General features: G+C 65.6%; 24 protein-coding genes. 15 read left to right on the forward strand and 9 right to left on the reverse strand.

Translation table 11 applies throughout. The annotated features are described in order from the left end of the window. The first annotated feature begins 189 nt into the window (after positions 1-189). From Q376_RS0101620 to Q376_RS21060, 5 genes are read left to right on the forward strand one after another with little or no spacing between them, the layout of a single operon-like run. Positions 190-1,497, forward strand: a complete 1,308-nt coding sequence (locus Q376_RS0101620; protein WP_043445698.1) for an MFS transporter — start codon at positions 190-192, stop codon at positions 1,495-1,497. A 29-nt stretch (positions 1,498-1,526) separates the two neighbouring features. Beyond that, entirely contained in the window at positions 1,527-2,702 is a 1,176-nt protein-coding gene (locus tag Q376_RS0101625) for a M20 aminoacylase family protein (protein WP_027348815.1), read from the forward strand. Beyond that, positions 2,699-3,397, forward strand: a complete 699-nt coding sequence (locus Q376_RS21055; RefSeq protein WP_052364848.1) for an aspartate/glutamate racemase family protein — start codon at positions 2,699-2,701, stop codon at positions 3,395-3,397. The genes Q376_RS0101625 and Q376_RS21055 overlap by 4 nt, the downstream gene beginning before the upstream one ends. Before the next feature lie 60 nt (positions 3,398-3,457). Further along, positions 3,458-4,798 (forward strand): TRAP transporter large permease subunit, encoded by a 1,341-nt coding sequence (locus tag Q376_RS0101635; protein ID WP_027348816.1) that lies wholly within the window; start codon positions 3,458-3,460, stop codon positions 4,796-4,798. 36 nt (positions 4,799-4,834) lie between these two features. Beyond that, a complete protein-coding gene (locus Q376_RS21060) occupies positions 4,835-6,094 on the forward strand; it encodes an NAD(P)/FAD-dependent oxidoreductase (RefSeq protein WP_043445702.1) in 1,260 nt (419 codons plus the stop codon). A 16-nt stretch (positions 6,095-6,110) separates the two neighbouring features. Here the strand turns inward: Q376_RS21060 and Q376_RS0101645 are convergent, their stop codons facing one another. The 3 genes from Q376_RS0101645 to Q376_RS0101655 all read right to left on the reverse strand — a co-directional run bounded on the left by Q376_RS0101645 (position 6,111) and on the right by Q376_RS0101655 (position 8,823). Continuing rightward, positions 6,111-6,758 (reverse strand): LysE family translocator, encoded by a 648-nt coding sequence (locus Q376_RS0101645; protein WP_027348817.1) that lies wholly within the window; start codon positions 6,756-6,758, stop codon positions 6,111-6,113. A 139-nt stretch (positions 6,759-6,897) separates the two neighbouring features. Next, positions 6,898-8,295, reverse strand: a complete 1,398-nt coding sequence (locus Q376_RS0101650; RefSeq protein ID WP_027348818.1) for an L-cystine transporter — start codon at positions 8,293-8,295, stop codon at positions 6,898-6,900. A gap of 30 nt (positions 8,296-8,325) precedes the next feature. Continuing rightward, positions 8,326-8,823 carry a GNAT family N-acetyltransferase gene (locus Q376_RS0101655; protein ID WP_027348819.1) on the reverse strand — a complete coding sequence of 166 codons (498 nt, stop codon included), beginning with the start codon at positions 8,821-8,823 and terminating at the stop codon, positions 8,326-8,328. A gap of 250 nt (positions 8,824-9,073) precedes the next feature. Here Q376_RS0101655 and Q376_RS0101660 point away from each other — a divergent pair, with 250 nt between their 5' ends. Beyond that, positions 9,074-9,442 carry a hypothetical protein gene (locus Q376_RS0101660; RefSeq protein WP_027348820.1) on the forward strand — a complete coding sequence of 123 codons (369 nt, stop codon included), beginning with the start codon at positions 9,074-9,076 and terminating at the stop codon, positions 9,440-9,442. Positions 9,443-9,445: 3 nt separating this feature from the next. On the opposite strand, the gene Q376_RS23860 is transcribed toward Q376_RS0101660, so the two are convergent. Further along, the gene (locus Q376_RS23860; protein WP_052364849.1) at positions 9,446-10,027 is read right to left on the reverse strand and encodes a TetR/AcrR family transcriptional regulator; all 582 of its coding nucleotides are present in this window, start codon (positions 10,025-10,027) and stop codon (positions 9,446-9,448) included. 148 nt (positions 10,028-10,175) lie between these two features. On the opposite strand from Q376_RS23860, the gene Q376_RS0101670 reads away from it, so the two are divergent. Beyond that, positions 10,176-10,490, forward strand: coding sequence for a DMT family transporter (locus Q376_RS0101670; RefSeq protein WP_027348821.1), 315 nt, complete (start codon positions 10,176-10,178; stop codon positions 10,488-10,490). 25 nt (positions 10,491-10,515) lie between these two features. Further along, on the forward strand, positions 10,516-10,830 hold the full coding sequence (locus Q376_RS0101675) for a DMT family transporter (RefSeq protein ID WP_027348822.1): 315 nt from the start codon (positions 10,516-10,518) through the stop codon (positions 10,828-10,830). 2 nt (positions 10,831-10,832) lie between these two features. On the opposite strand, the gene Q376_RS0101680 is transcribed toward Q376_RS0101675, so the two are convergent. After that, the gene (locus Q376_RS0101680; protein WP_027348823.1) at positions 10,833-11,357 is read right to left on the reverse strand and encodes a methylated-DNA--[protein]-cysteine S-methyltransferase; all 525 of its coding nucleotides are present in this window, start codon (positions 11,355-11,357) and stop codon (positions 10,833-10,835) included. A gap of 137 nt (positions 11,358-11,494) precedes the next feature. On the opposite strand from Q376_RS0101680, the gene Q376_RS0101685 reads away from it, so the two are divergent. The 7 genes from Q376_RS0101685 to Q376_RS0101715 all read left to right on the forward strand — a co-directional run bounded on the left by Q376_RS0101685 (position 11,495) and on the right by Q376_RS0101715 (position 17,888). After that, on the forward strand, positions 11,495-12,493 hold the full coding sequence (locus Q376_RS0101685) for a succinylglutamate desuccinylase (protein WP_155834099.1): 999 nt from the start codon (positions 11,495-11,497) through the stop codon (positions 12,491-12,493). Positions 12,494-12,705: 212 nt separating this feature from the next. Continuing rightward, a complete protein-coding gene (locus Q376_RS0101690) occupies positions 12,706-13,476 on the forward strand; it encodes an ABC transporter ATP-binding protein (protein ID WP_027348825.1) in 771 nt (256 codons plus the stop codon). A gap of 24 nt (positions 13,477-13,500) precedes the next feature. Continuing rightward, complete coding sequence (locus tag Q376_RS0101695) at positions 13,501-14,226, forward strand: ABC transporter permease (RefSeq protein ID WP_027348826.1); 726 nt, start codon at positions 13,501-13,503, stop codon at positions 14,224-14,226. After that, the gene (locus Q376_RS0101700) at positions 14,226-14,954 is read left to right on the forward strand and encodes an ABC transporter permease (RefSeq protein WP_027348827.1); all 729 of its coding nucleotides are present in this window, start codon (positions 14,226-14,228) and stop codon (positions 14,952-14,954) included. The genes Q376_RS0101695 and Q376_RS0101700 overlap by 1 nt, the downstream gene beginning before the upstream one ends. Before the next feature lie 65 nt (positions 14,955-15,019). After that, the gene (locus tag Q376_RS0101705) at positions 15,020-15,835 is read left to right on the forward strand and encodes a transporter substrate-binding domain-containing protein (protein ID WP_052364850.1); all 816 of its coding nucleotides are present in this window, start codon (positions 15,020-15,022) and stop codon (positions 15,833-15,835) included. A 59-nt stretch (positions 15,836-15,894) separates the two neighbouring features. After that, positions 15,895-16,674, forward strand: coding sequence for a transporter substrate-binding domain-containing protein (locus Q376_RS0101710; protein ID WP_027348829.1), 780 nt, complete (start codon positions 15,895-15,897; stop codon positions 16,672-16,674). Between the two features lie 83 nt (positions 16,675-16,757). Continuing rightward, on the forward strand, positions 16,758-17,888 hold the full coding sequence (locus Q376_RS0101715; RefSeq protein WP_027348830.1) for a succinylglutamate desuccinylase/aspartoacylase family protein: 1,131 nt from the start codon (positions 16,758-16,760) through the stop codon (positions 17,886-17,888). 94 nt (positions 17,889-17,982) lie between these two features. Here the strand turns inward: Q376_RS0101715 and Q376_RS0101720 are convergent, their stop codons facing one another. From Q376_RS0101720 to Q376_RS0101735, 4 genes are all read right to left on the reverse strand, one after another. Then, positions 17,983-18,726, reverse strand: coding sequence for a glutamine amidotransferase-related protein (locus Q376_RS0101720; protein WP_027348831.1), 744 nt, complete (start codon positions 18,724-18,726; stop codon positions 17,983-17,985). A gap of 91 nt (positions 18,727-18,817) precedes the next feature. Then, a complete protein-coding gene (eat, locus tag Q376_RS0101725) occupies positions 18,818-20,248 on the reverse strand; it encodes an ethanolamine permease (protein ID WP_027348832.1) in 1,431 nt (476 codons plus the stop codon). A 470-nt stretch (positions 20,249-20,718) separates the two neighbouring features. Further along, positions 20,719-23,100 (reverse strand): phosphoketolase family protein, encoded by a 2,382-nt coding sequence (locus tag Q376_RS0101730; protein ID WP_027348833.1) that lies wholly within the window; start codon positions 23,098-23,100, stop codon positions 20,719-20,721. Positions 23,101-23,175: 75 nt separating this feature from the next. Further along, positions 23,176-24,393 carry an acetate/propionate family kinase gene (locus Q376_RS0101735; protein WP_027348834.1) on the reverse strand — a complete coding sequence of 406 codons (1,218 nt, stop codon included), beginning with the start codon at positions 24,391-24,393 and terminating at the stop codon, positions 23,176-23,178. Between the last annotated feature and the right edge of the window lie 133 nt (positions 24,394-24,526).

Raw genomic sequence — 24,526 nt, forward strand, 5'->3', positions numbered from 1 at the left:
CTCTTGATGGGGCGCTGAGCCGCTATCCTCGCACAAAAGCACGTGCAGGTGAGCACCGCGCGACCAAGGCCGTGAAGGCCCCTTCCCTCCCTCGCCGCAACCGATTAAGGTCGAACCAGGGCTGTTTTAAAACTTAACCAACTCATGCCTTCGACAGCAGGGCTCGCCACCAACAATCGGAGCCGTTACATGTCCCAACTCGCCCAGCCGTCGGACGCCGGCGCGGCACCACGCCAGCTTTCCCGCGCCAAGCTGATCATCGCCGCCAGCCTCGGCAACGGCCTCGAGATGTTCGACTTCACCGTATTCAGCTTCTTCGCATCGATCATCGGCGCGCTCTACTTTCCCTCCGAGACCCCCTATGGCTCGCTGCTGATGGCGGTCGGGGTGTTCGGGGTCGGCTTCGTCATGCGCCCGCTCGGCAGCATGGTGCTCGGCGCCTACGCCGACCGTGCCGGGCGCAAGGCAGCGATGCTTTTGACCATCACCCTGATGGGGCTCGGTACGGCAATGATCGCGCTGGCGCCAACCCACGCCCAGATCGGCATTTTCGCACCGCTCTTGATTCTCGCCGGGCGGCTGCTGCAAGGGTTCTCCGCCGGCGGCGAGATCGGCGCCTCGACGGCGCTGCTGATGGAGTCGGCCGGCAGCCACGACCGCGGCTTCTACGTCAGCTGGCAGGTGATCAGCCAAGGGGCGAGCTCGCTGCTCGGCGCCGCCTGCGGCGCGCTGCTCACCAGCACACTGTCGCAAGAGGCGCTGCACGCCTGGGGCTGGCGGCTGCCGTTTCTGGTCGGGCTCGCGATCATCCCGGTCGGTCTCTACATCCGCCGCAAGGTCGAGGAAACCTACAGCGGCCACGAGGCCCAGCGCCACAGCAGCGATGCGGCCCGCAACCCGGTCTCGATCTTCCTGCGCGAGCATCTGCGCCAGTTCGTGCTCGGCCTTGCGATCATCATGGCAGCGACGCTTTTGACCTACATCATTCTCTTCTACATGCCGACCTACATGACCCGGGTCTCCCATTTGTCGCCCACCACCGCCTACCTGATGAGCGTGCTCACCAGCCTGATGCTGATCATTTCAGCCCTGGTCGCCGGGCTCGCGCTGGATCGCCTGCGCCAGCACAAGCGCTTGGCCATCGGCTCGCTATTGGTCGCGATCGTGCTCGTCTACCCGACCTTCGTGCTGCTCGCCGATCCCGCCACCCTGTGGCTTGCGATGATCAGCCGGCTGTTCCTGGTCGCCGCGATGGGGTTCAACATGACCGCAGGGCTTTTGTTGATCATCGAGGCGCTGCCTCGTCCGGTACGCGCCACCGGGATGGCGATGACCTATGCGCTCGGCGTCGCGCTGTTCGGCGGCACCGCGCAGTTCGTGGTCACCTGGCTGCTCGAAGTCACTGGTAATCCCATGTCTCCAGCGTGGTACCTTATCGTCATGCTGCTGATCAGCCTTGCCGCCTTCGCCACTTTCCGCGAACGCCATTTCGACTGAACCAATAACGCCAAGCATTAGGAGCGAGCATGTCCCTTCCCACCCAACCCGATCCCGTACGCGCACGCATCCAGGAGTACCTGCCCGAGATGGTTTCGCTGCGCCGCGACATCCATACCCACCCCGAGCTCGGCTACCACGAGCATCGCACCAGCGACCTGGTCGCCGAGCGGCTCGAGCGATGGGGCTTCGAGGTCGATCGCGGGCTCGGCGGCACCGGGGTGGTCGGCACCCTGAAGCGCGGCAGCGGCAGCGCCGTGATCGGGCTGCGCGCCGACATGGACGCGCTGCCGATCGAGGAAGCCACCGGACTGCCCTACGCCAGCCGCAATCCGGGCGTGATGCATGCCTGCGGCCACGATGGCCATACCACCACCCTGCTCACCGCGGCGCGCTATCTCGCCGAGCATGGCGAGTTCGACGGCACCCTGCGCGTGATCTTCCAGCCCGCCGAGGAGAGCCTCGCCGGTGCTTTGAAGATGCTCGAGGAAGGGCTGTTCGAACGCTTCCCTTGCGATGCGATCTTCGGCCTGCACAACATGCCGGGCGTACCGGCCGGCAAGCTCTGCTTCGTCGAGGGACCGACCATGGCCTCCTCCGACACCGCGATCATTCGCGTCCAGGGCCGCGGCGGCCACGGCGCAGTGCCCCAGCTCTCGGTGGACCCGGTGGTCGCGGCCGCCTCGCTGGTCATGGCGCTGCAGAGCGTGGTCTCGCGCAACGTGGCACCGCTCGAGACCGGCGTGGTGACGATCGGCAGCATCCAGGGCGGCTCGGTCAGCAACGTGATCCCCGATAGCGTGGAGTTGAAGCTCACCATACGGGCGTTCTCCAACCAGGTCCGCGACCTGCTCGAACGCCGGATCATCGAGATCAGCAAGGCCCAGGCGCAAAGCTTCGGTGCCGAAGCGCTGATCGACTACCAGCGCGGCTATCCGGTGCTGGTGAACCATGCCGGCGAGACCCAGCTGGCCCGCGAAGTGGCGCTCGAGCACTTCGGCGAGGATGCGATAGAAGCCGGCTTCGAGCCGATCACTGCCAGCGAGGACTTCGCCTACATGCTCGAGAAGGTGCCCGGCTGCTACCTGTTCCTCGGCAACGGCGACAGCGCTTCGCTGCACAACCCAGGCTACAACTTCAACGATGAGATCCTGCCCGTCGGCGCGGCCTACTGGGTCAAGCTGGTCGAGCGCTATCTCGGGTGACATCGTGGCCCGCGACCACCCCGATCGGGGTGATCATGCTGGCGACCCGCTTCCCCCGCCCGCCGGGAGACATCGGTCATCCCGATACCCTCGGCGGTCGGGGGCTCTATGCGCGCGTCGAGGCGGCACGCGTTTCCAATGTAGTGGTCGATGGCCCGATCGACGCCGAAGTGGTCGAAGCGATGGCGCAGGCCGGTAATGCGCTGGTCGAGCGCGGTGCGAAGCTGCTCACCACCTCCTGCGGCTTCGCCTGCGCGATCCACGATCGTCTCCAGGCCCGCCTGCCAGTACCGCTGGTCTCCTCGGCGCTGAACCTGCTGCCGACGCTGGCGAAGCGCTTTGCCGATGACGCCCCCATCGGGATACTGACCTTCGATGGCCGCGTGCTGAACCGCCGTCACTTCGGTCGTTTCTGGTCGCCGCGCGCGGTGATCCAGGGCATCGAGGAGGGACGGGAACTGCACCGGGTGATCAGCGGGGACCTGGATAGGCTCGATCCACGCACAGCCGAAGCCGATGTGCTGGAAGCCGGTGAAGCGTTGCTGACTCGAGCCCCAGGCTGTGTGGCGATACTACTCGAGTGCACCAATCTGCCACCCTACCGGAGCGCGCTCGAACGCAGCCTCGGGCTGCCGGTATTCGATCTGGGAGATGCGCTCGCAGACGCTGACGCACGAATCGCTCGACAGATGTAACGACGCACATAGCGACAGACATAACACCAAACATAACGACAACGATCCGGAAGCTTTTCGATGTGGTCCGTACTCATCCCCTTCCTGCTGCTGTTCGCCATCACCCTGCTCCCCTTACCCAGAATCGGCGGCGACGTGCGCCTCGCTCTGCTCGCAGCAGGCGTCTCAGCGGCGCTGCTCCAGGGGCTAGCGCCGAGCGATTGGCCGATGGCGATCATCGATGGCATCGATCGGCTCTCCTGGGTGATCTGGCTGTCGCTGTTCGGCAGCCTCTATGCCGAGACCCAGCTGAGAATCGGCGCGATGCGTACCACGCTGGATTTGCTCGGCGCACTGTTCGGCCGCTCGCCGGCCGGGCTGGTCTGCGCGGTGATCGTCACCCTGGTGCTCGGCGGCTCGCTGCTGGGCGATGCGATCGCGGCCTCGGCGGTGGTCGGTTTCCTGGTAGTACGCTCGCTGGCCGAGCTGGGCATCTCCGGTGAGCGGATCGCCGCGATCATCCTCCTCGGTGCACTGGTCGGCTCGGGGATGCCGCCGATTTCCCAGTCCTTCATCATGGCCGCCGCCTTCACCGGTATCGCACCGGAGACAGTGATGAATCCCTGGGGCTACGTCACCATGCTGGTCACGCTGGCGGTGGCGCTGGCCAATGGCGTCTGGCTGGTACGCGGACGGCGGATGCCGGCAGGCCTCGCTACCCTGCCGCCGGCCATGACCACGCTGCGCCGGGGTGCGCCTAGCCTGCTGCCGCTCGGCGTGCTGCTGGTGATGGTGACACTGCTCTCTGGAGGCTGGCTATCGTTCTCCGCACTCCCGGGCTATGCCGCTCTCTCGGCGACCCCGGTGCTCAAGGGCATCGCCTTCAGCGTGGTGCTGGCGATCATCGTCGCCACCCTGTTCACCCTGCCCTACCGCCAGGTGCGTAGCGATCTGCCCTCGGTCTGCACCAATGCCCTCAGGAAGGTCGCGAAGACGGTGCAGATCCAGCTCTGTGCCGGCGCGATGATCGGCCTTTTCCACCACGCCGGGCTGCTGGGGTCGATCCGTGACTTCGCCACCCAGCTCGATGTCGGGACGATGAAGCTCGGCGGCGGTCTGGCCGTGGTGCTGGTCGGCATGGTCACCGGTTCGCAGACCACCGCGCAGACCGCGATCGTCGGCGTCATGGCGCCGACCATGGTGGATCTCGGGCTCGATCCGGTCGCGGTAGCGATCGGCGCGGCGCACCTGGCAATGGCGGGACAGGCCATGCCCCCCGTGGGCCTGACCACCTTCGTGGTCGCCGGGCTGATCGGCGGCATTCTCAACGTCCGTGTCGATCCGCTGCGGGCGATGCTGCTCTCGGTGCCGCTGTCGCTGTGCTTTCTCGCCTTCGGTGCACTCTACTGGTACATGGCTTAGGGCGAGCCGACTCGCCTTGATTGGAGGGCCAATGCAATGACTTCGCCTCACTCTCGCACCGATATCGCCGTGGTCGGCGCCGGTGCCGTGGGCACCTGCACCGCGCTCGCCCTGCAGCAGAAAGGCTTTAACGTGAGCCTGTTCGAGCGTCTCGTCACAGGCACGCAAATGACCTCCTACGGCAACGCAGGCGTCATCACCCACTCTTCGGTGATTCCGCTCAACGTATCGAACCTTTGGCGCAAGCTGCCGCGTCTGGCCGCGAATCTCGACCCGGGATTGCGCATCGCGCTGGGCTACCTGCCGCGCGCGGCGCCGTGGCTGGCCCGCTTCGTCCGCGGCTGCAACCCTGACTCGGTGGCTACGCGCGCGCTCGCGCTCGAGCGGCTGGTCGCTCCTGCGCTGGACGCCCACCGGCGCCTTTCCCGCGCCGCTGGCTGCGAGGGTCGCCTGCACCACAGCGGCTGGCTCAAGCTCTACAGGGGAGAAGCCAGCCATCGCGCAGCGGCCGGCGAGCGTCGACTCTGGGATGATCTCGGAGTCGAATACCACGAGCTCGAAGGCCGGGCGCTCGAGGAGTACCTGGATCACGGCGCCAAGGTCTATGCACGCGGCACGCTGATTCCCAACACCTCCTACGTCGATGACCCCGGCGCGTTGGTCGGCGCCTACCGGCGGATGTTCGTGCACCGCGGCGGGCGGCTGGAAGAGCTTGCTGCGCCAGCGCTGGTGCCCACTGCCTCGGGATTTCGCATCGCCGGCTGTCCGCGGGACTTCGCTCAAGCGGTGGTCTGCGCCGGCCCCTGGTCGCTCGACCTGCTCGCCCCGCTGGGCTATCGGCTACCGATGATCAGCGAGCGGGGCTACCACCAGGAGTTTCTCGAGGCGCGACCGGGTAGCGTGCGGGCCCCGTTCCACGACGTCGAAGCGGCCTTCGTCTGCACCCCGATGGCGGGACGGCTGCGGATACTTTCCGGCATCGAGCTGGATGACCGTGACCGCCCGCCGACGCCGCGCCAGCTCACCCGGCTGCTACCTCGCGCAAGGGAAGCGGTAGGGCTCGGCGAGGCGCAGGGCGCTCCTTGGCTTGGGCGACGCCCTTCGCTGCCCGACGGCATGCCGGTGCTCGGCGCCGCACCGCGCCACCCCGGACTATGGTTCGGCTTCGGCCACGGACACATCGGCCTTTCGACCAGCGCGATCAGCGGTGAATGGCTCGCCGAGATGGTCTGCGCCGGACGAGAGCTCGACGCCTATCGCGCCTTCAGTCCGCGAAGATTCCTTACCGCGCGCTGAGCCAGGCCCCGCGCCGCTAGCTCCTCTGGCCAGCGGTCAGCAGACGCACACCGAGGCCGATGAACATCGCACCGAGCAGCCGGTCGAGCCAGCGGGCGACGTTCTCGCGGCTGCGCAGCCAAAGGGTCATCCGCGAGGCGCAGAGAATCAGCGCAAGCTCCACCGGGACCGCCACCAGGGTGACCAGGCAGCCCAGCACCGCCAGCTGCGCCCATACCGGCCAGACATCGGCCAGTTCGGGACGCACGAACTGCGGCAGGAACGCCATGAAAAATAGCGCGGTCTTGGGGTTGAGCACGTCGATGAGCACGCCCTGGCGAAACGTCGCCCAGCCGCTGACCGGCCCTTTGGCCGCGGCCCGCGGGGCCAGCCCGCTCCCCGCGTTGCGCAGCGCCTGGATCCCGAGCCAGCAGAGATAGGCCGCGCCGAGCAGCTTGACCAGCGTGAACAGGGTGCTCGAGGCGACCAACAGCGCCGAGAGACCGACCGCCGCCGCACTGACATGGAACAGCGTGCCACACCACAGGCCGGCGGCGGCCCATAGCCCGATGCGTCGCCCCTGGACGCAGCTCTTGCCGAGCCAATAGAGCATATCGGGCCCCGGTGTGAGGTTGATCACCAGGGCGGCGGCGAAGAAGAGCGCCCAGAAGGCCGGATCGAACATGACTGCATCCTCATATGGCAACGGCAGGCCTTTGGCTCCCGTTGCGTTACCGAAACCCTATCTATACCAGCTCATCCATTACCACCTCACCTGAGCTACTCGCCACCCCGCTCGACGGGCACCTTTTCTCGGGCCGGGCTCAGGCCGAGCGACCGGGCTCTGGATGGACGTCGTCGTCGGCATCGAACCGCTGCCAGTCGGTCTGGCCGAGCACGCGGCTCGACAGCGCCCCGGTGGTCATCGAGCCATTGACGTTGATCGCGGTCCTCCCCATGTCGATCAGCGGTTCGATCGAGATCAAAAGCCCCGCCAGTGCGATCGGCAGGTCAAGGGTCGAGAGCACGATGATCGCGGCGAAGGTCGCCCCACCGCCGACCCCGGCGATGCCGAAGGAGGAGATCGCGACCACCGCGATCAGGCCGAGGATGAAGCCAGGCGTCATCGGATCGACCCCCACGGTCGGTGCGATCATCACCGCGAGCATCGCCGGATAGAGCCCGGCGCAGCCGTTCTGGCCGATGGTCGCGCCGAACGAGGCGGAGAAGTTGGCGATCGCAGGATCGACGCCCAGCCGTGAGACCTGGGTATCGATGTTGAGCGGGATGCTCGCTGCGCTCGAGCGCGAGGTGAAGGCGAAGGTCAGCACCGGCCAGACCTTGCGGAAGAAACGCAGCGGCGAGATGCCGCCGAGGGCCAGCAGCAGCGCATGGAGCAGCAGGATCAGGCCGAGGCCCAGGTAGGAGGCGACGACGAAGTTGATCAGTTGAAGGATATCGTGGAGGTTGGAGGTCGCCACCACCTGGGTCATCAGCGCCATCACCCCGTAGGGTGTGAGCCGAATGATCATCCGCGTGAGGCGCAGCACCCAGCGGCTGGCCAGTTCGATCCCGGCGACCACCTTCGCTCCGACCTCCGGCTCCTCGCGACGCAAAAGCATCGCCGCAAGCCCGAGCAGCATCGAGAAAATCACCACGCTGATGATCGAGGTCGGCCTGGCCCCGGTCAGCTCGGCGAAGGGGTTGGCCGGGATGAAGCCGACGATCATCTGGGCCAGGTTGAGCTCGCCGAGCTGGTCGGCACGCCCGACCAACGCGTCGCCCCGGGCCAGCTCGCGCGCCCCTTGGGCGAGACCCTCCGCACTGAGGCCGAACAGCTGCGCCATTGCGATGCCGATCGCCGCGGAGATCGCCACCGTCACCATCAGTACCGCCAGCACCGAGAAGCCGATCTTGCCCAGCGCGCTCAGATCATGAAGCTTGACCGTCGCACCGAGGATCGAGACCAGCACCAACGGCATTACGATCATCTGCAGCAGGCGCACATAGCCGCCGCCGACCACGTTGACCCAGTTCAGGGTGTCGTTGACCAGCGGATGGTCGAAGCCATAGAGCCACTGCAGGGCGAGACCGAAGGCCACCCCGAGCAGCAGGCCGGCAAGCACCAGCCGGCCCAGTGAGGCACCGCGGCGCTGGCGTTTGGAGAGCCACAGCATGGCGAGCAGGAAAACCGCGAGGTGCGGTAGGACGAACAGGAACATCGCGCACTCCAGTGAACCGAACGGGCCTGCTCACAGCACCTTCTGCATGAAGGTGAGATCCAGCCAGCGACCGAACTTGGTACCGACCTCGCGCAGGGTACCGGTCTCGACGAAGCCGAGCCGCTGGTGCAGCGCGATCGATCCATGGTTGGCGGCATCGATGCCGGCGACCATCACATGCATGCCCTGGGCCTCGGCACGCTCGATCAGCGCCAGCATCAGCGCTCGACCGATGCCCGCGCCGCGATGCGCGGCATCGACGTAGACACTGTGCTCGACGGTGAGGCGATAGCCATCATGGGGACGCCAGGCGCCATAGGTAGCGTAGCCGAGCAGCCGATCCTGCGCATCGACCGCGGCCAGCACGGGAAACCCCTGGGCGAGGCGCTGGGCGTGCCAGCCGCGGCGCTCGTCGATGTCGACCAGGCGCTCGTTCCAGATCGCCGTGGTATGCGCCACCGCGTCGTTGTAGATCGCCGTGAGGGCGGTGAGATCACGCTCTTCGAGATCGCGGATACGTTCGATCATGGGCAGGGCTCGTACGCTTGGATGAGTTGGATTGAGCAACGGTCGCATTCTGCGCGCAGCGAGCGGAAGCCACCAGCGGTGGCGATTGCCAATCCGCATCGGCACCGACACAATGGCGCCGCATCCGTGGTCCGAGACGCTTTCTCGCGTGCCGAGCCTGCCGACGGACACCATCGGTCTGAGTGAGCCGCCATCGATCTCAGCCGGGTTTGAAACGCGCCCTGAGTCGGCGCGACTGTAAGGATCACCGATGAAAGTGTCATTCCCATTCGCCCCGTCGCAGCTCCTACGCCTTTGCGTTCTCGCCGCCGCCTGGCTGCTATCCGGCTGCACGGCCTCCGCTCCCGATGAGGACGCCGTGCGTCTTGCGATCGAGTCCCACTTCGAACGCGAACTCGAGACCCTGCAGCACGCTGCCGGCGACGAGGGGCCCGGGCTCGAGGTATTCGAGGGACTCGCCTACCGGGTGGAGATCACCGGGGTATCGGAGTGCAAGCCGCTTGCGGACGATGCCCACTGGCGCTGCAAGGTGGTCGGCGAACTGGAGATCGATGGCGAGAGACGTGCGCTCGATCGCGTGCTTGAGCTGGTCCACGAAGAGGGCAGATGGCGCGTCTGAAGCCTAGAGGCCGATCGCCCGGCGCAGCACGCCCCAGACCCGCTCACGCCTTGCGGCCAGTTCATCGGCGGCATAGATGAAACGCTCGGTGAAAAGCCCATCGGCGACGCAGTAGAAGGTAGCGCCGAAGCTCGCCCGGTCGATGCCCTCGAACAGTTCCAGCTCACGCCCCTGGGCGTAGAGGGCATCGAGCAGCAGATCGCACTCCCGCTCGCAACGAGCCATTTGGGCGCCGACCTCGGTGGCGAAGCGCGGCGGCGGGAAGAGGATGAAGCGCTTGTAGAAGATGCCCTCGGCGCGACCGAAATCCTCACCGCTGGCGTCGAGGAGCAGACGCTCGAGACGCGCGTCGAACGCCCCGCCCCTCGCTGCCTCGAAGCCCGCCGCGATCCGCTCGCGCATCTGTCCCACCACCTCGTCGACCAGGAAGAGGAACAGCGCATCCTTGCTGTCGAAGTGGTTGTAGATCGAAGGCTTGCGGATTCCCACCGCCTCGGCGAGCGCGCCCAGCGACGTCGCCTCGAACCCTTCCTCGGCGAACAGCCTAAGGCCTGCGGCGGCGAGCCGCTCTCGGGTCGTGGCCATAGTCCCTCCCTCGGTGAACAGTAGCCGCATTCTAATCCGCAACCCACCGAGATTGGCGCGCCCAATCTCGATACGACCATGACAAGCTAGACTAACGACCGTTAGTTAGTCTAGCATTCCGATCACTGTCATCTGGAGGAGGCGAACCATGAGTCTCAAAGGATGGGCGATGCTGCTGCCGGCCGCCGCCGCGGAAGTCGGCTGGGCGCTGGGCCTCAAGCAGGCCCAGAGCGTTGGTGACTGGGCGCTGACCCTGGTACTGGTGGCGGCGAGCTTCGCCCTGCTTTTGCATGCCTCCCGGCGGATGCCGGTAGCCACCGCCTACGTGGTATTCGTCGCACTCGGAACCGCTGGCACCGCGGCGGTGGACATGTTCTGGCTGGGCAGCGGCTGGGATCTCGCCACCGCGGCTTTCATCGCGCTGCTGCTGCTCGGTGTGATCGGGCTCAAGCGCACCAGCTGACGCTGGTTCGACAGGGGGAACGGCCATGGCTTGGCTGATACTTGTCCTCGCCGGACTGCTCGAAGTCGTCGGCGTCACCGCGATCAAGCGGGTCACCGACGGCCATTGGCGCTCGGGCCTGGCGATCATCGTGGTGGGCTTCTCGGCATCGCTTGCGCTGCTCAACCTGGCGATGCGCGAGATCGACCTCGGCGTCGCCTACGCGACCTTCACCGGCATCGGCGCGGTCGGTAGCGCGCTGATCGGGATGTGGCTCTGGGGCGAATCGCACCGGCCGCTGAGAATCGCCTTTCTCGGCCTGATCGTCTGCGCGGTGGTCGGACTCAAGCTGGTCGCTTGAGCTCAGTCGATCGACGCCCATAGCGGCGCGCTCAGCACCCCTTCGTGCTCGAGCAGCCAGCGCTTGCGGCCGATGCCGCCGGCATAGCCGCGCAGCTCACCGCCGCGGCCGAGCACGCGGTGGCAGGGCACCACCAGACACAGCGGGTTGCGCCCCACCGCGGCGCCGATCGCCCGGGCGTGGCGGGCGCCGAAGCCGAGCCGTGACGCGAGTTCGCCGTAGCTTGCGGTGTCCCCGAAGGGCACCTCGGCGAGTGCTGCCCATACCCGCTGCTGGAAGGCACTACCGTGCGCGGCGAGCGGCAGGTCGAAGCGCTCGAGCCGGTGGGAGAAGTACGCATCGAGCTGCGCCTGGGCCTCTTTCAGCACTGCCGGGGGAGAGGTTTCGGGGTCGGGATCGTAGCGCCACTGCGACACGGCCTTGGCGGGTTGGGCGACCTCGAGATGGAAGACACCGCTGAGCCGCTCGCCCTCGGCGCGCAGCAACAGTTCACCGATCGGGGTCGAGAGGGTTGCGTAGTGCGACATGCCGGTCTCCTGGTGACGCTTGACGAGGCGATTCCCTTCTGGCCGGACACCTTAGCCGATCGCTGCGGCGCGATCGACTTGCCCGACGCCAGAGGCTATGGTCCAGTCATCGCAGTCACCCTGCCCGGAGCACCACCATGGCATCCCCTTCGCTGATCGACGCATGGCTCGATACCTTCGACCCTAGCTCATCGATGGCCGCGGCAGGCACGCTCGCAGGCGGTGCCTTCGTCCAGCATGGGCGCGGTATCTTCGAGCTGCGCCCCACCGCGATCGGCCAACGGGCCGTGGCTGTGGTGATCAGCGTCGGCGTACACGGCGACGAGACCGCACCGATAGAGCTGCTCGGCGAAACCCTCGCCCGGCTGGAGGCCGGCCTGGTCAGGCTCGGTGCGCCGACGCTCTTGCTCCTCGGCAGCCCCGAGGCGGTGGTTCGCGCGACGCGCTACATCGACACCAACCTCAACCGGCTGTTCGAGCGCGGTCGCGAGGGCACGAGCCCCGAGCAGCTGCGCGCCCGGGAGCTAATGACCGCGGTCGACCGGTTCTTCTCAGCCCACCAGGGGCGCGCGCGCCTGCATCTGGACCTGCATACCGCGATCCGCGACAGCCTCCATCCGCGCTTCGCGATCGAGCCGTTCGCCGCCACCTCCTCGCCGGCCGCATTGTGGAACGCACTGCACGGCGCCGGGCTCCAGGCCGGCCTGCGCCAGCACGCCCATAGCTGGACCTTCTCCCACTACAGCCGCCACTACCATGAGGCGCAAGGGTTCACCCTCGAGCTCGGCCGGGTGGCCCCGTTCGGGGCCAACGACCTCGCACCGCTGCGCCCGCTGGGTGCTGCGATCGAGGCCTGGATCGAAGGCGCTCCGCTCGGACTCGACGCAAGCGATGGCGAAGTGACGATGCCACTCTATCGGGTGGCCCGCGAGATCACCCGCGAAGCCGAGGATTTCCGTTTCGCTTTCGCCGACGACCTGGCCAATTTCAGCGAACTCCCGCCCGGAGCCCTGGTCGGGGCCGATGCCGTCCAGGGCGAGATCCGCGTCGGCGAACGCCCCCAGCGGGTCGTCTTTCCCAACCCCCGGGTCGAGCTCGGGGCCCGCGCCGGGCTATTGGTCGAGCGCTTGGGTTAGGCAGGCCGGGCTGGCGCAACCCGCGGGTGGCTCTGCTAGAATGCGCGCTTGCGCTGCCCGGTGGCTGACCGGGGAAGAACGCCTGCGATGCGCGCCTACCCCTTGCGCCGCCATCGCGCAGCGATAGCGCGGATTCACAGCCAATAACATCCATCGCAGCCCGACCGATGCAAGGCCACAAGCCTTTGGTCGCTGCCATGCTGGAACAGACCATGCCAGAGCCAATCCATCCGCTGGTCATCACCGACCTGCACAAGAGCTTCGGCGACAATCCCGTGCTTCGCGGCCTGTCGCTCACCGCCAGGAAGGGCGACGTGATCACCCTGATCGGTGCCTCCGGCTCGGGCAAGAGCACCTTCCTGCGCTGCATGAACCTGCTCGAGCGCCCCAACGCCGGCGAGATCGTGGTCCATGGCGAGAGCATTCGTTTCAAGGATACCCGGCGCGGCCGCGAAGTCGCCGACCACCGCCAGGTCGAGCGCATCCGCTCCAAGCTCTCGATGGTGTTCCAGAACTTCAACCTGTGGGCGCACATGACGCTGCTCGCCAACGTCATCGAGGCACCGATCCACGTGCTCAAGGTGCCCAAGGCCGAGGCCCGCGCCCGCGGCATGGCACTGCTCGAGCGGGTCGGTCTCGCCGAACGTGCCAACTACTATCCTGCCCAGCTCTCCGGAGGCCAGCAGCAGCGCGGTGCGATCGCGCGCGCCCTGGCGATGGAGCCCGAGGTGATGCTGTTCGACGAGCCGACCTCGGCACTCGACCCGGAGCTGGTCGGCGACGTGCTGCGGGTGATGCGCGAGCTCGCCGACGAGGGCCGCACGATGATCGTGGTGACCCACGAGATGGCCTTCGCCCGCGATGTCTCGAGCCAGGTGGTCTACCTGCACCAGGGCCGGGTCGAAGAGGCCGGGCCGCCGGGGCAGGTGCTCGACAACCCGACCTCGCCGCGCCTTCGCCAGTTCCTGGCCCCCAAGCACTGATACACGGCCCCGCGGAGAACCCCCATGGATCTTGCCTGGCTCGACTTCCAGGGCTACGGCCCACGCCTCATCGAGGGCGGCTGGCTGACTCTCCGGGTCGCGGTGCTTTCGATGGTGATCGCACTGCTGCTCGGCATGTTCACCGCCAGCGCCAAGCTCTCCTCGTCGGCGCTGCTCAAGGGCGTGGCGACCTTCTACACCACGGTGATTAGAGGCGTGCCCGACCTGGTGCTGATGATGCTGCTGTTCTATGGCGGCCAGATCGGCGTCAACATGCTCACCGACTATCTCTACGATGCCACCGGTGGACGAATCGACTGGTTCATCGACATCGATGCCTTCACCGCCGGAGTCATCACTATCGGCTTCATCTTCGGCGCCTACATGGCGGAGACCTTCCGCGGCGCCTTCATGGCGGTCGACGCGGGGCAGATGGAGGCCGCGCGGGCCTATGGCATGAGCCCGCTGAAAGCGTTCCAGCGGGTGCGCTTTCCGCTGATGATGCGCCACGCGCTGCCCGGGCTCGGTAACAACTGGATGGTACTGTTGAAGACCACCGCACTGGTCTCGATCATCGGCCTCACCGATATGGTCCGGGTCGCCGACGAAGCGACCAAGGCCACCCACCAGCCATTTTTGTTCCTGCTCCCGGTGGCGCTCGGCTATCTCGCCATCGCCAGCCTCTCCGAGCTGCTGTTCCAGTGGCTGACCCGCCGCTACAGCGTCGGCTTCACAGAGGCCAACGACTGATGGAACAGCTCAATCAAGCGATCATCGACCTCCTCAGTGGCAACGAGATCTTCACCGCAAACACCCTGGACATCTACTGGGAAGGGCTGGTCAACACGGTCCATCTGGTGTTCGTCTCGCTGTTGATCGGGATACTGCTGGCGGTGCCGCTGGCGATACTGCGCGGCTCCCGTTTCGCCATCATCAAGTGGCCAATCTGGTGCTACACCTACGTGTTCCGCGCCACGCCCCTGCTGATCCAGCTCTATCTCGCCTACTACGGCTTCGCCTTCGTTCCCGGGGTGCGCGACACCTGGATCTGGTTCTTCGTCGAGGAACCGATCTATCCGGCGCTGTTCGCCTTCACCCTGAATACCGCTGCCTATACCACCGAGATCTTTCACGGCGCGATCAAGTCGACACCGCGTGGTGAAGTCGAGGCCGCGCGGGCCTACGGCATGTCCCGCGCCCTGACCATCCGCCGCATCGTGCTGCCGAGCGCGTTTCGCCGCGCGCTCCCGGCCTATGGCAACGAAGTGATCTTCATGCTCCACGCCAGCGCGATCGCAAGCGTGGTGACGATCATGGACCTGACCGGCGCGGCCTACTACGTCTACGCGCGCTTCTACGCTCCGTTCACCGCCTTCATCTTCGTCGCGCTGCTCTACATGGTGCTGAGCTTCGGGATCCAAGCCATCTTCCGCGGCCTCGAGCGCTGGCTGCTCGCCCACCTGAGGCCCGCCGGATGATCGCTACGTTATCGGACGGTCCAACACCGAACTTGCGGCAAGCGACATCGCCAAGGAAATCACTCATGGCCCAAGCCACCAGACTTCGCTTCATTCCTACGCTCGCCGCAAGCCTGGTCGTCCTCGTCGCTACGCTGCCCAACGCCGCGCTGGCGAGCGGCGAACAAGTGCGTATCGCCATCGACGTGCCCTATGAGCCTTTCGTCTACCGCACGCCTTCAGGCCAACTCGAAGGCTTCGAGATCGATCTTGGCAATGAGCTGTGCAAACGTGCGCAACTCGACTGCAGTTGGGTCGAACAGGGCTGGGACGGGATCATCCCTGGCCTGCTGTCGCGCAAGTACGATGCGATCCTATCGTCGATGGCGATCACTGCGGAGCGCAAGCAGCAGGTGCTCTTCTCCGACCCCTATTACAATACGCCGAGCGTCTGGATCGCTCTGCGCGGTACTCAGGTGGACCTCGACGACAAGGCGTCTCTCAAAGGTAAGACCGTCGGTGTCCAGCGCGGCACGATTCGCGATGTCTATATCACCGAGTACTATGGGGATGTGATGCAGGTTCGTCGCTATGGGTCGTCACAGGAAGTCGCTAACGATCTGAAGGCTGGCCGCCTCGACTTCGCCTTCGAGGATTATCCAATCGCTCACGACGCCTTCGACTTCCAGAGCAGTGACGCACCTTTCGAGCAGTTCGGCCCGGATATCAGTACCCCAACCTCGATCTTCGGCGAGGGCGCAGCGATCGCATTTCGTCCGCGCGACGAGGCACTGGCCGAGAAATTCAATCAAGCGCTCGAAGAAGTGAACGCCGACGGTACCTTCAAGGCATTGATGGAACGCTATTTCGACTACGATCTATCGGTGAATGCCGAGGATTGAATCGACCCACCGCGTGCTCCGGCACGCGATCCATGAGTTGAAGACGAGAGAACAACCCGATGAAGAGAATCGTCACCGCAGCGCTCTTCGGCGCCAGTCTCACCCTCGCCGTCGGCGCGCATGCCCAAGGCCGCGACTACCAGAGCATCCGTATTGGCGTGGACGTCCCCTACGAGCCGATGGAGTATCGCAACCCCGATGGTTCGCTGACCGGTTTCGACATCGAGCTCGGCGATGCGCTGTGCGAACGCGCTGAGCTCGAATGCGAATGGGTGGTCCAGGCCTGGGACGGGATCATTCCCGGCCTGCTGTCACGCAGGTTCGACGCGATCATGTCGTCGATGACGATCAATGAAGAGCGCCGTCAGCAGGTACTGTTCTCCGAGCCCTACATTTCGCCGCCGTCGGCCTGGTTCGCGCCGAGCAGCGAAGGTTTCACCAGCGCCGACGCGCAGACGCTCAAGGGCAAGACGATCGGCGTGCAGCGCGGCACGCTGCAGGACAACTACGTCACCGACCTCTACGGCAGCGACGCGCAGATCCGCCGCTACGCCACCGCCGATGACCTGGTGATCGACATGAGCGCCGGACGTATCGACATCGCCTTCCTCGATTTCCCGATCGGCAAGACCACCATGCTCGACGCAGACCAAGGCGACTACGTGGTCGTCGGCGATATGATCGATGAACCCAAGGAGTATTTCGGCGACGGTTTCGGCATCGCTTTCCGCCCTCGCGACGAGGCGCTCGCCGAGCGTTTCAACCAGGCCCTCGCTGAGGTCCGGGAAGATGGCACCTACCAGAGCCTCTACGACAAGTACTTCGGCGTCGAAGAGTAGACCCTTCCGCTCGATCCTCGTCGGCGCCGCCCCCTCAGGCGGCGCCTTCGCGTATAGCGCCATCGCCACTTAGGATTTCACTCGTGGAACACCAAAGCCACCCGCTGCTCTCCCCGGTGCCCGGCACCGAACGCCGGATCGATAGCTTCCATTTCGGCCCGGCCGACGCCGAGCGTTCGCTCTACGTCCAAGCCTCGCTGCACGCAGATGAACTGCCGGGAATGCTGGTGGCGTGGAAGCTAAAGCAGCGGTTCGAAGCGCTCGAAGCCGAGGGCAGGCTGCGCGCGCGCGTGACCCTGGTGCCGGTGGCCAACCCGAACGGGCTCGACCAGCAGCTGATGGACACTCCGCTCGGCCGCTACGACTTCGAGAGCGTGGGCAACTTCAACCGCCGCTTCGTCGATGTTTTCGAGACGATCTCGGCAGGGCTGGAGGCAGATGCGGATACCGCACTGAGTGACGAAGCCAAGGCCAACTGCGGCGAGATCCGCCGACGTTTTCGCCAGGCGCTCGAGGCGATCACCCCGCGCAGCGCCTTCGAGTCGACCCACCTGGTGCTGCAACGCCTCGCCTGCGAGGCGGACTACGTGCTCGACCTGCACTGCGACTTCAACGCCGTCGAGCACCTCTACACCACGCCCGCCGCCTGGCCGACCTTCGAACCCTTCGCCCGCTACTTCGGATCGAAAGCGAGCCTGCTCGCCACCGACTCGGGCGGCGCTTCGTTCGATGAGTGCTTCACCCTGGTATGGGAGCGGCTGCGCGAGCAGTTCGGCGATCGCTACCCGATTCCCTATGGCAGCGAATCGATCACCGTCGAGCTCCGCGGCCAGCAGGACGTCTATCACCCGCTCGCCGATCGCGACGCCCAAGCGATCATCGACTGGATGACCCACGCAGGACTCATCGAAGGCCAAGCCCCGGCGCTACCGGCGCTGCCCTATCCCGCGACCCCGCTCGAGGCGATGGACTTCGTCCATGCCCCGATCGGAGGCCTTCTGGTGTTCGCCGTCGAGCCCGGCACCCTGGTCGACGCAGGCGACCTGATCGCCGAGGTGATCGACCCGCTCGCCGATCACGTCGCCGAGGTCCGAGCGCCCCAGGCAGGAATGCTCTACTCCCGCAGCCAGCGCCGGATGGCGACCGCCGGCATGATCGTCGCCGACATCGCAGGCCACCGGAGCCATCGCAGCGGCTATCTGCTCGCGCCCTGAGCCAGCGGAGCCTCCATATCCAGCCCATGGAATGACGAAGCCCGCCCCCGAACTGTCGGGGGCGGGCTGTGCCGGCATCGTGCTGCGGTATCGCTCAGGCAGAGCGCACCAGGGTGTAGCTCTGTGCCTCGGCGAGCGCATGGTAGTAGAAATCGACCATCCAACGCGCCATCAGCGCATCGTCGGTCTGCGCTTCGAGCGAAGCGACACCCTCGCGCAGCCGGATCGGGCAAAGCACGCTGTCGCGCAGTTTCATCAGGTCGCGGCTCAGCTCACGGGAGAACTCGGGATGCCCCTGGATGCCAAGGAAGCGTTCACGATACTCGACCAGATAGTTCGGGCAAAAAGCGCTCTCGGCGATCACTTCGCCGACCGGCGGCAGCTCGACCACCTGGTCCTGATGGCTGACCACCAGGCCGAGGCGCTCCTGCCAGGGCGACATCCAGCGCCGCTGCTTGACCACCTGATTGAACGAAACCCCGAGGCCCCAGCCCTTGTGGCTTCTCTCGACCACGCCACCGAGCGCTTTGCAGATCAGCTGGTGGCCGAAGCAGATACCGATCAGCGGACGGCGGGAGTCCCACAGCAGGCGGACGAAATCGACCAGCTCGGCGATCCAGGGATGCGCTTCGTAGACGCTCGCCTTGCTGCCGGAGATCAGCCAGACGTCGGCGGCCAGCAGGTCTTCCGGCAGCTCGCCCTCGTGCGCCCGCCAGACCTCGATCGTCGCGCTGGGCTCGGCCGAGCGCAGCAGCCGTTCGTAGAGCTCGGGATAGTTACCGTAGGTTCGTCGCAGCGAAGGCGCCAAATCATCGCATTGCAGCAGTCCAATCCTCATCGCTCGTCCTCCGCCCACCATCTGTCTACAAACCAAAGGGATGCCAACGCTCGTTGTAATGTCGTGCAGCGAAAATCATCGCCCAAGCAGCTCAGCCCAGTTCCGCCTCGGCGCGCTTGATCGCGGCGAACTCCTCCTCCGGCGCCTGGGCGACGAGCCGCTTCCTGCTGTAGAAGCCGAAGTAGGCGAGCATCAGCGCGTAGAATGCCGCCGACCACAGCGCCGCCTGGAGGCTGACCAGGAAGGTCGAGACGAACGCGACCAGTGCCAGTACCAGCGCCACGCCAGAGGTGAGACGCCCGCCCGGGGTACGGTATGGCCGAGGCAGATCGGGCTCGCGCGAGCGCAACAGCAGGTGGGAGAGCATCATCATCGCATAGGAGATGGTGGCGCCGAACACCGCCATGGTGATCATCAGATCCCCTTGGCCGGTGAGCGAGAGCAAAAAGCCGATGATCCCCGGCACCACCAGCGCGAGCGTCGGTGCGCGGCGGGCATTGGTCACCGACAGCCAGCGCGGCAGGTAACCCGCCCGGGAAAGGGCGAAGACCTGGCGCGAATAGCCGAAGATGATCGAGAAGAACGAAGCGATCAGCCCGGCGAGGCCAACCACGTTGACCAGGCCGGCCACCCAGTTGTCCGGTCCGTAGGCGGCCTCGAGGGCATCGACCAAGGGAGCGGCGCTCTCGCTCATCAGCTGCGCACCGGCGCCGCCAGGGGCGAGCAGCAGCACGCAGGCTGCGAACACCAGCAGCACCATCATCGCCACGATGATTCCGCGTGGCATGTCGCGCCCAGGATCCCGCGACTCCTCCGCGGCCAGCGGCACCCCTTCGACGGCGAGGAAGAACCAGATCGCGAACGGCAGGCAGGCCCAGATGCCGAAATAGCCGTGAGGCAGGAAGGACGAGGCGCCGAATCCTTCGCCGACGGGTATGTCGAACAGGTTGTCGGCATCGAAATAGGGAATCATCGCCAGCACGAAGATCACGATCGCGACGGCGGCAATGCCGGTGATCACCAGCAGGATCTTCAGCGCCTCACCGGTGCCCCACAGATGCAGGCCGACGAAGGCCAGGTAGAACAGCGCATAGACCACCGGGCCGTCGATGCCGATCAGGCTCGAGAGATAGCCGCCGATGAAGATCACGATCGCGGCCGGGGCGATCGCGTATTCGAGCAGGATCGCGGTGCCGGTGATGTAGCCGCCCCAGGGACCGAGGGCACGGCGGGTGAAACTGTAGCCGCCGCCGGCGTTGGGCAGGCAGGCGGAGAGCTCGGCGAGGGCGAAGACCATGCAGGTGTACATCAGCCCCATCAGCAGGGTGGCGACCAACAGGCCACCGAAGCCGCCGGCGGCGAGTCCAAGGTTCCAACCGGCGAAGTCGCCGGAAATCACGTAGGAGACGCCGAGAGTGGCGAGCAGCATCCAGCCCGCCGCGCCGCGTTTGAGCGAACGGCGCGCAAGATAATCGTTATCGACGGATTCGTAATCCACTGTCGAGGAGACAGGCTTGCTCATGGTGGGGCATCCCGATCATTGTCATTGGGGAATCGATGCGACCTACGGCTCGAGGTTGTTCGATCTAAATCTTAATTGGAGACTAAGGTCGCATTTCCCATCATGCCAACTCCTCGACGAATTGGCGACATCTCTCCTCACGTCCTCCATCGCCTCGCAGGCTACATAACGGCAGTTCGCAGTTCCTACCGCGGCATTCCCGTTGGTGACGAGCACCCGAGAAACGAGCGCAGTCGAACCATGGCCTTATCGCCACGGCACGATCCCTCGACTGGCGTCCTTCACTCCTGAGCCGGTGCTCGAGCTTGGCGCGTATGGGCGCCGCTCGGGACGAACGGGTTTATTGGCCGTGCGTGTCCTTCGGCTCGCTTCGCTCGCTCAGGATGCTCGGATAGCAGTCGAACCATGCCTCACCGCCGCCGCCCGATCCCTCGATGCTCGTTCCTCAGAACAACAGTGTCACAACAACCTCAGCCCTTGCCTCCCGACCAGCGCCAATCGGTGATCTCCGGCAGATCGTCGAAGTTCTCGCGCGTGTAGCGCAGATGCTCGTCGAGCAGGTTCTCGAGGTAGCCGATGAAGGCCGACGCTTTCTCGAGCCTGTCAGGCACGTAGCGCAGCACATCGAGACAGAGGTGGATACGGCTGATGCGGTTGAGCACCACCATATCAAAGGGGGTAGTGGTGGTGCCCTCCTCCTGGTAGCCGCGCACGTGGAAGCGCTCGGTGCTGGCACGGCCGTGGAGCAGTTGGTGGACCACGCCGGGATAGCCGTGGAAGGTGAAAAGCACAGGCTTGCTGGTGGTGAACAGGGCGTTGAACTTCTCCTGGCTGGCACCGTGGGGATGGCGGTCGTTCGGTGGCAGCATCATCAGGTCGACGACGTTGACCATGCGTATCTTGAGCTCCGGCAGGTGCTGGAGTAGCAGGTCGATCGCGGCCAGCGTCTCCTGGGTCGGGATGTCCCCCGCGCAGGCCATGACGATGTCGGGCTCCTCCCCTTCGACTTCGTTACCGGCCCACTCCCAGATGCTCGCCCCGGCGGCGCAGTGCGCGCTGGCCTCCTCGGCGTTCAGGTACTGCATCTGCGGCTGCTTGTCGATCACGATCGCGTTGAGATAGTTGACGCTGTTGAGACAATGATCGGCCACCGAAAGCAGGCAGTTGGCATCGGGCGGCAGGTAGATCCTCACGACTTCGGGGCGCTTGCTGATCAAGCTGTCGATGAAGCCAGGGCCCTGGTGGCTGAAGCCATTGTGGTCGTTGCGCCAGCAGGTCGAGGTCAGCAGGTAGTTGAGCGAGGGGATAGGCGCACGCCAGGGTACGTCGCAAGCATGCTCGAGCCATTTTGCATGCTGTATCGCCATCGAATCGATGATCGTCGCGAACGCTTCGTAAGTGGCGAAAATCCCGTGACGGCCGGTGAGCACGTAGCCCTCGAGCCAGCCGTGACAGTTGTGCTCGCTGAGCACTTCCATCACCCGCCCCTGGTGGGAGACGTGATCGTCGTAGTCATGGATGGTGCTGACCAGGCAGCGATCGCTGGCTTCGAACACCGCGCCCAAGCGATTGGAATTGGTCTCGTCGGGGCAGAAGAGCCTGAAGCTGTGCGGGTTGTCGAGATAGACGTCGCGCAGCATGCCGCCGAGTACCCGGGTCGATTCATGCCGCTCGCGGGCACGATTGGTTTCGTCGATCTCGAGGGTGTAGCTGCGCCAGTCGCGCAGCACCAGCGGTTCACGCAGCGTACCGCCGTTGGCGTGGGGGTTGCTGCCCATCCGCCGGTTGCCCTCGGGGGCGAGCTCGAGCAGCTCGGCGACCGGCTGGCCTTGCTGATCGAACAACTCCTCGGGGCGATAGCTCTTCAGCCACGCTTCCAACTGACGCAGATGCTCGGGGTGGTCGCGCAGCCCGGAGAGCGGCACCTGGTGGGAGCGGAAGGTGCCCTCGACCTGCTTGCCATCCACCTCGCTAGGACCGGTCCAGCCTTTTGGCGTGCGAAGCACGATCATCGGCCACTCGGGACGCGTATCGAAACCCTCGCTGCGCGCCCGCTGCCGGATCTCGAGGATATCGACCACCGCCTGCTCGAGCACCTCGGCCATTTGCTGGTGCACCGCCATCGGATCGTCCCCTTCGACGAAGCGTGGCGAATAACCGTGCCCTTCGAAGTACTTGGTCAGGCGCTCGTCATCCTCACGACCGAGCACGGTGGGGCCTGCGATCTTGTAGCCGTTGAGGTGGAGGATCGGCAATACCGCCCCATCGCGGGTGGGGTTGACGAATTTGTTGCCTTTCCACGAGCCCTCGAGCGGGCCGGTCTCGGCCTCGCCATCACCCACCACGGCGATCGCGATCAGGTCAGGGTTGTCGAATACCGCGCCATAAGCGTGGGTCAGCACATAGCCGAGCTCGCCCCCTTCGTGGATCGAGCCGGGGGTCGGCACGCTGACGTGGCTGGGAATGCCGCCGGGCGTGGAGAACTGCCGGAACAGCCGGCGCATCCCGGTCCGGTCGCGGGTCACTTCGGGGAAGTGCTCGGTGTAGCTGTTCTCGAGCCAGACGTTGGCGAGCAGTGCCGGACCACCGTGACCGGGCCCGGCGAGATAGAGGGCGTCCAGATCGTAGGCCTTGATCAATCGGTTGGCATGGACGTAGATCAGGTTGAGCCCCGGCGAGGTCCCCCAGTGTCCGAGCAGTCGCGGCTTGACGTCGTCGAGTTCGAGCGGCCGCTCGAGCAGCGGGTTGTCCTTCAGGTAGATCTGGCCGACGGTCAGGTAGTTGGCCGCGCGCCACCAGGCATCCAGGCGTTCGAGCTGCTCTTGATCGAGCGGTTGACGAGTTACAGCCATGCGCAAATCTCCTCTTGCGGGGTTCGTCGATGATCCACCGATCGTGCGCCGCCTGCGGCGCCGGCCTGATGGCGTTCAGTGCTCTGCTTGGCGCTCACGCCACAGTCGCCAGACGTGCTCCGCGAGCATTCCCTCTTCGTCGGTAGGCAGTACCCGGACCTCGAACCGGCTGGCGGCGCTCGAGATCAAGCGCGGGCGTTCGGCGGCATTGGCCTCGGGGTCGAGCTCGACCCCGAACAGCGGTGCGAGCAGCGCGCAGACCCGCGCCCGGATCTGCGCGGAGTGCTGGCCGATTCCGCCGGTGAAGATCAATCCCTCCAGCCCACCGAGGGAGACTGCCATCCGTGCGCAACCTTCAGCGATACGGGCGACGAAGAAGTCGACCGCCAGCCGGGCGCGCGGCTCGTCGCTTTCGAGCAGCTCCTGCATGTCATTGGAGATACCGGAAAGCCCCTTGAGCCCGGATTCGTAATAGAGCAGCCGGCGCAGCTCGTCGAGCGGCATACCGCGCCCAAGCAGGTATAACAGGATACCGGGATCGAGCGAACCACTGCGTGTCCCCATCGGCAAACCATCGAGCGGTGTCAGGCTCATGGTGGTGTCCACGCTCTTGCCCCGATGCAGCGCGCAGAGGCTCGCGCCATTGCCGAGGTGGGCGACGATCAGACGGCGCTCGGCGAGCGCCGGCGCCTCTTCGACCAGCGCCTTGGCGATGTACTCGTAGGAAAGACCGTGGAAGCCGAAGCGGCGAATGCCATGTTCGAAATACTCGTACGGCAGCCCGGTGAGCAGGGAGATAGGGTCGCGATGAAAGTGAAAGGAGGTGTCGAAGCCTGCGACCTGGAGCACGTCGGGGGCGATCCTCTCCACCGCGTCGATCCCCGCCAGGGCGTGGGGCTGGTGCAGCGGCGCGAGCACGGTCAAGGACTCGATCTCGCGTTTGACCGACTCGTCGATCACCACCGGTGCATCGAACCGGGTGCCACCGTGCACCACCCGATGGCCGACAGCCACTGGAGAGAAACCCTCGAGTCGCTCCTTCACCGCCTCGCGAAGCCTGGCGTAAGCCGCGCCGTGGTCAGGCACCTCGTCGGCACCGAAGTGCTCGTCGAGCAGCAGTTCGCCATCGGCCGATTCGAGTTTCATTCTCGGCTGGTGGCCGCCGATGTCCTCAAGCTGTCCATGGGTGTGCAGCCGCGGTGGCTCATCGTTTTCGACCGAGAAGATCGAGAGCTTGATGCTCGAAGATCCAGCGTTGACCACGATGATCACCGGGTGGCTGGGGTTGCCCATGTGCACCTCTCCTTCGGCTGGAACCTTGAGTCGAATCGGCGCGTCAGTGTCGATACGTCATACTTCATGGTTAGTCGAGCCGGCCCCGAGGGTCAAAGCCTCGGGGCGTGACCTAGCGTCGCAGTGGCCCGAA

The organism is Halotalea alkalilenta DSM 17697, assembly GCF_000621205.1.
GTDB classification, from domain to species: Bacteria; Pseudomonadota; Gammaproteobacteria; order Pseudomonadales; family Halomonadaceae; genus Halotalea; species Halotalea alkalilenta.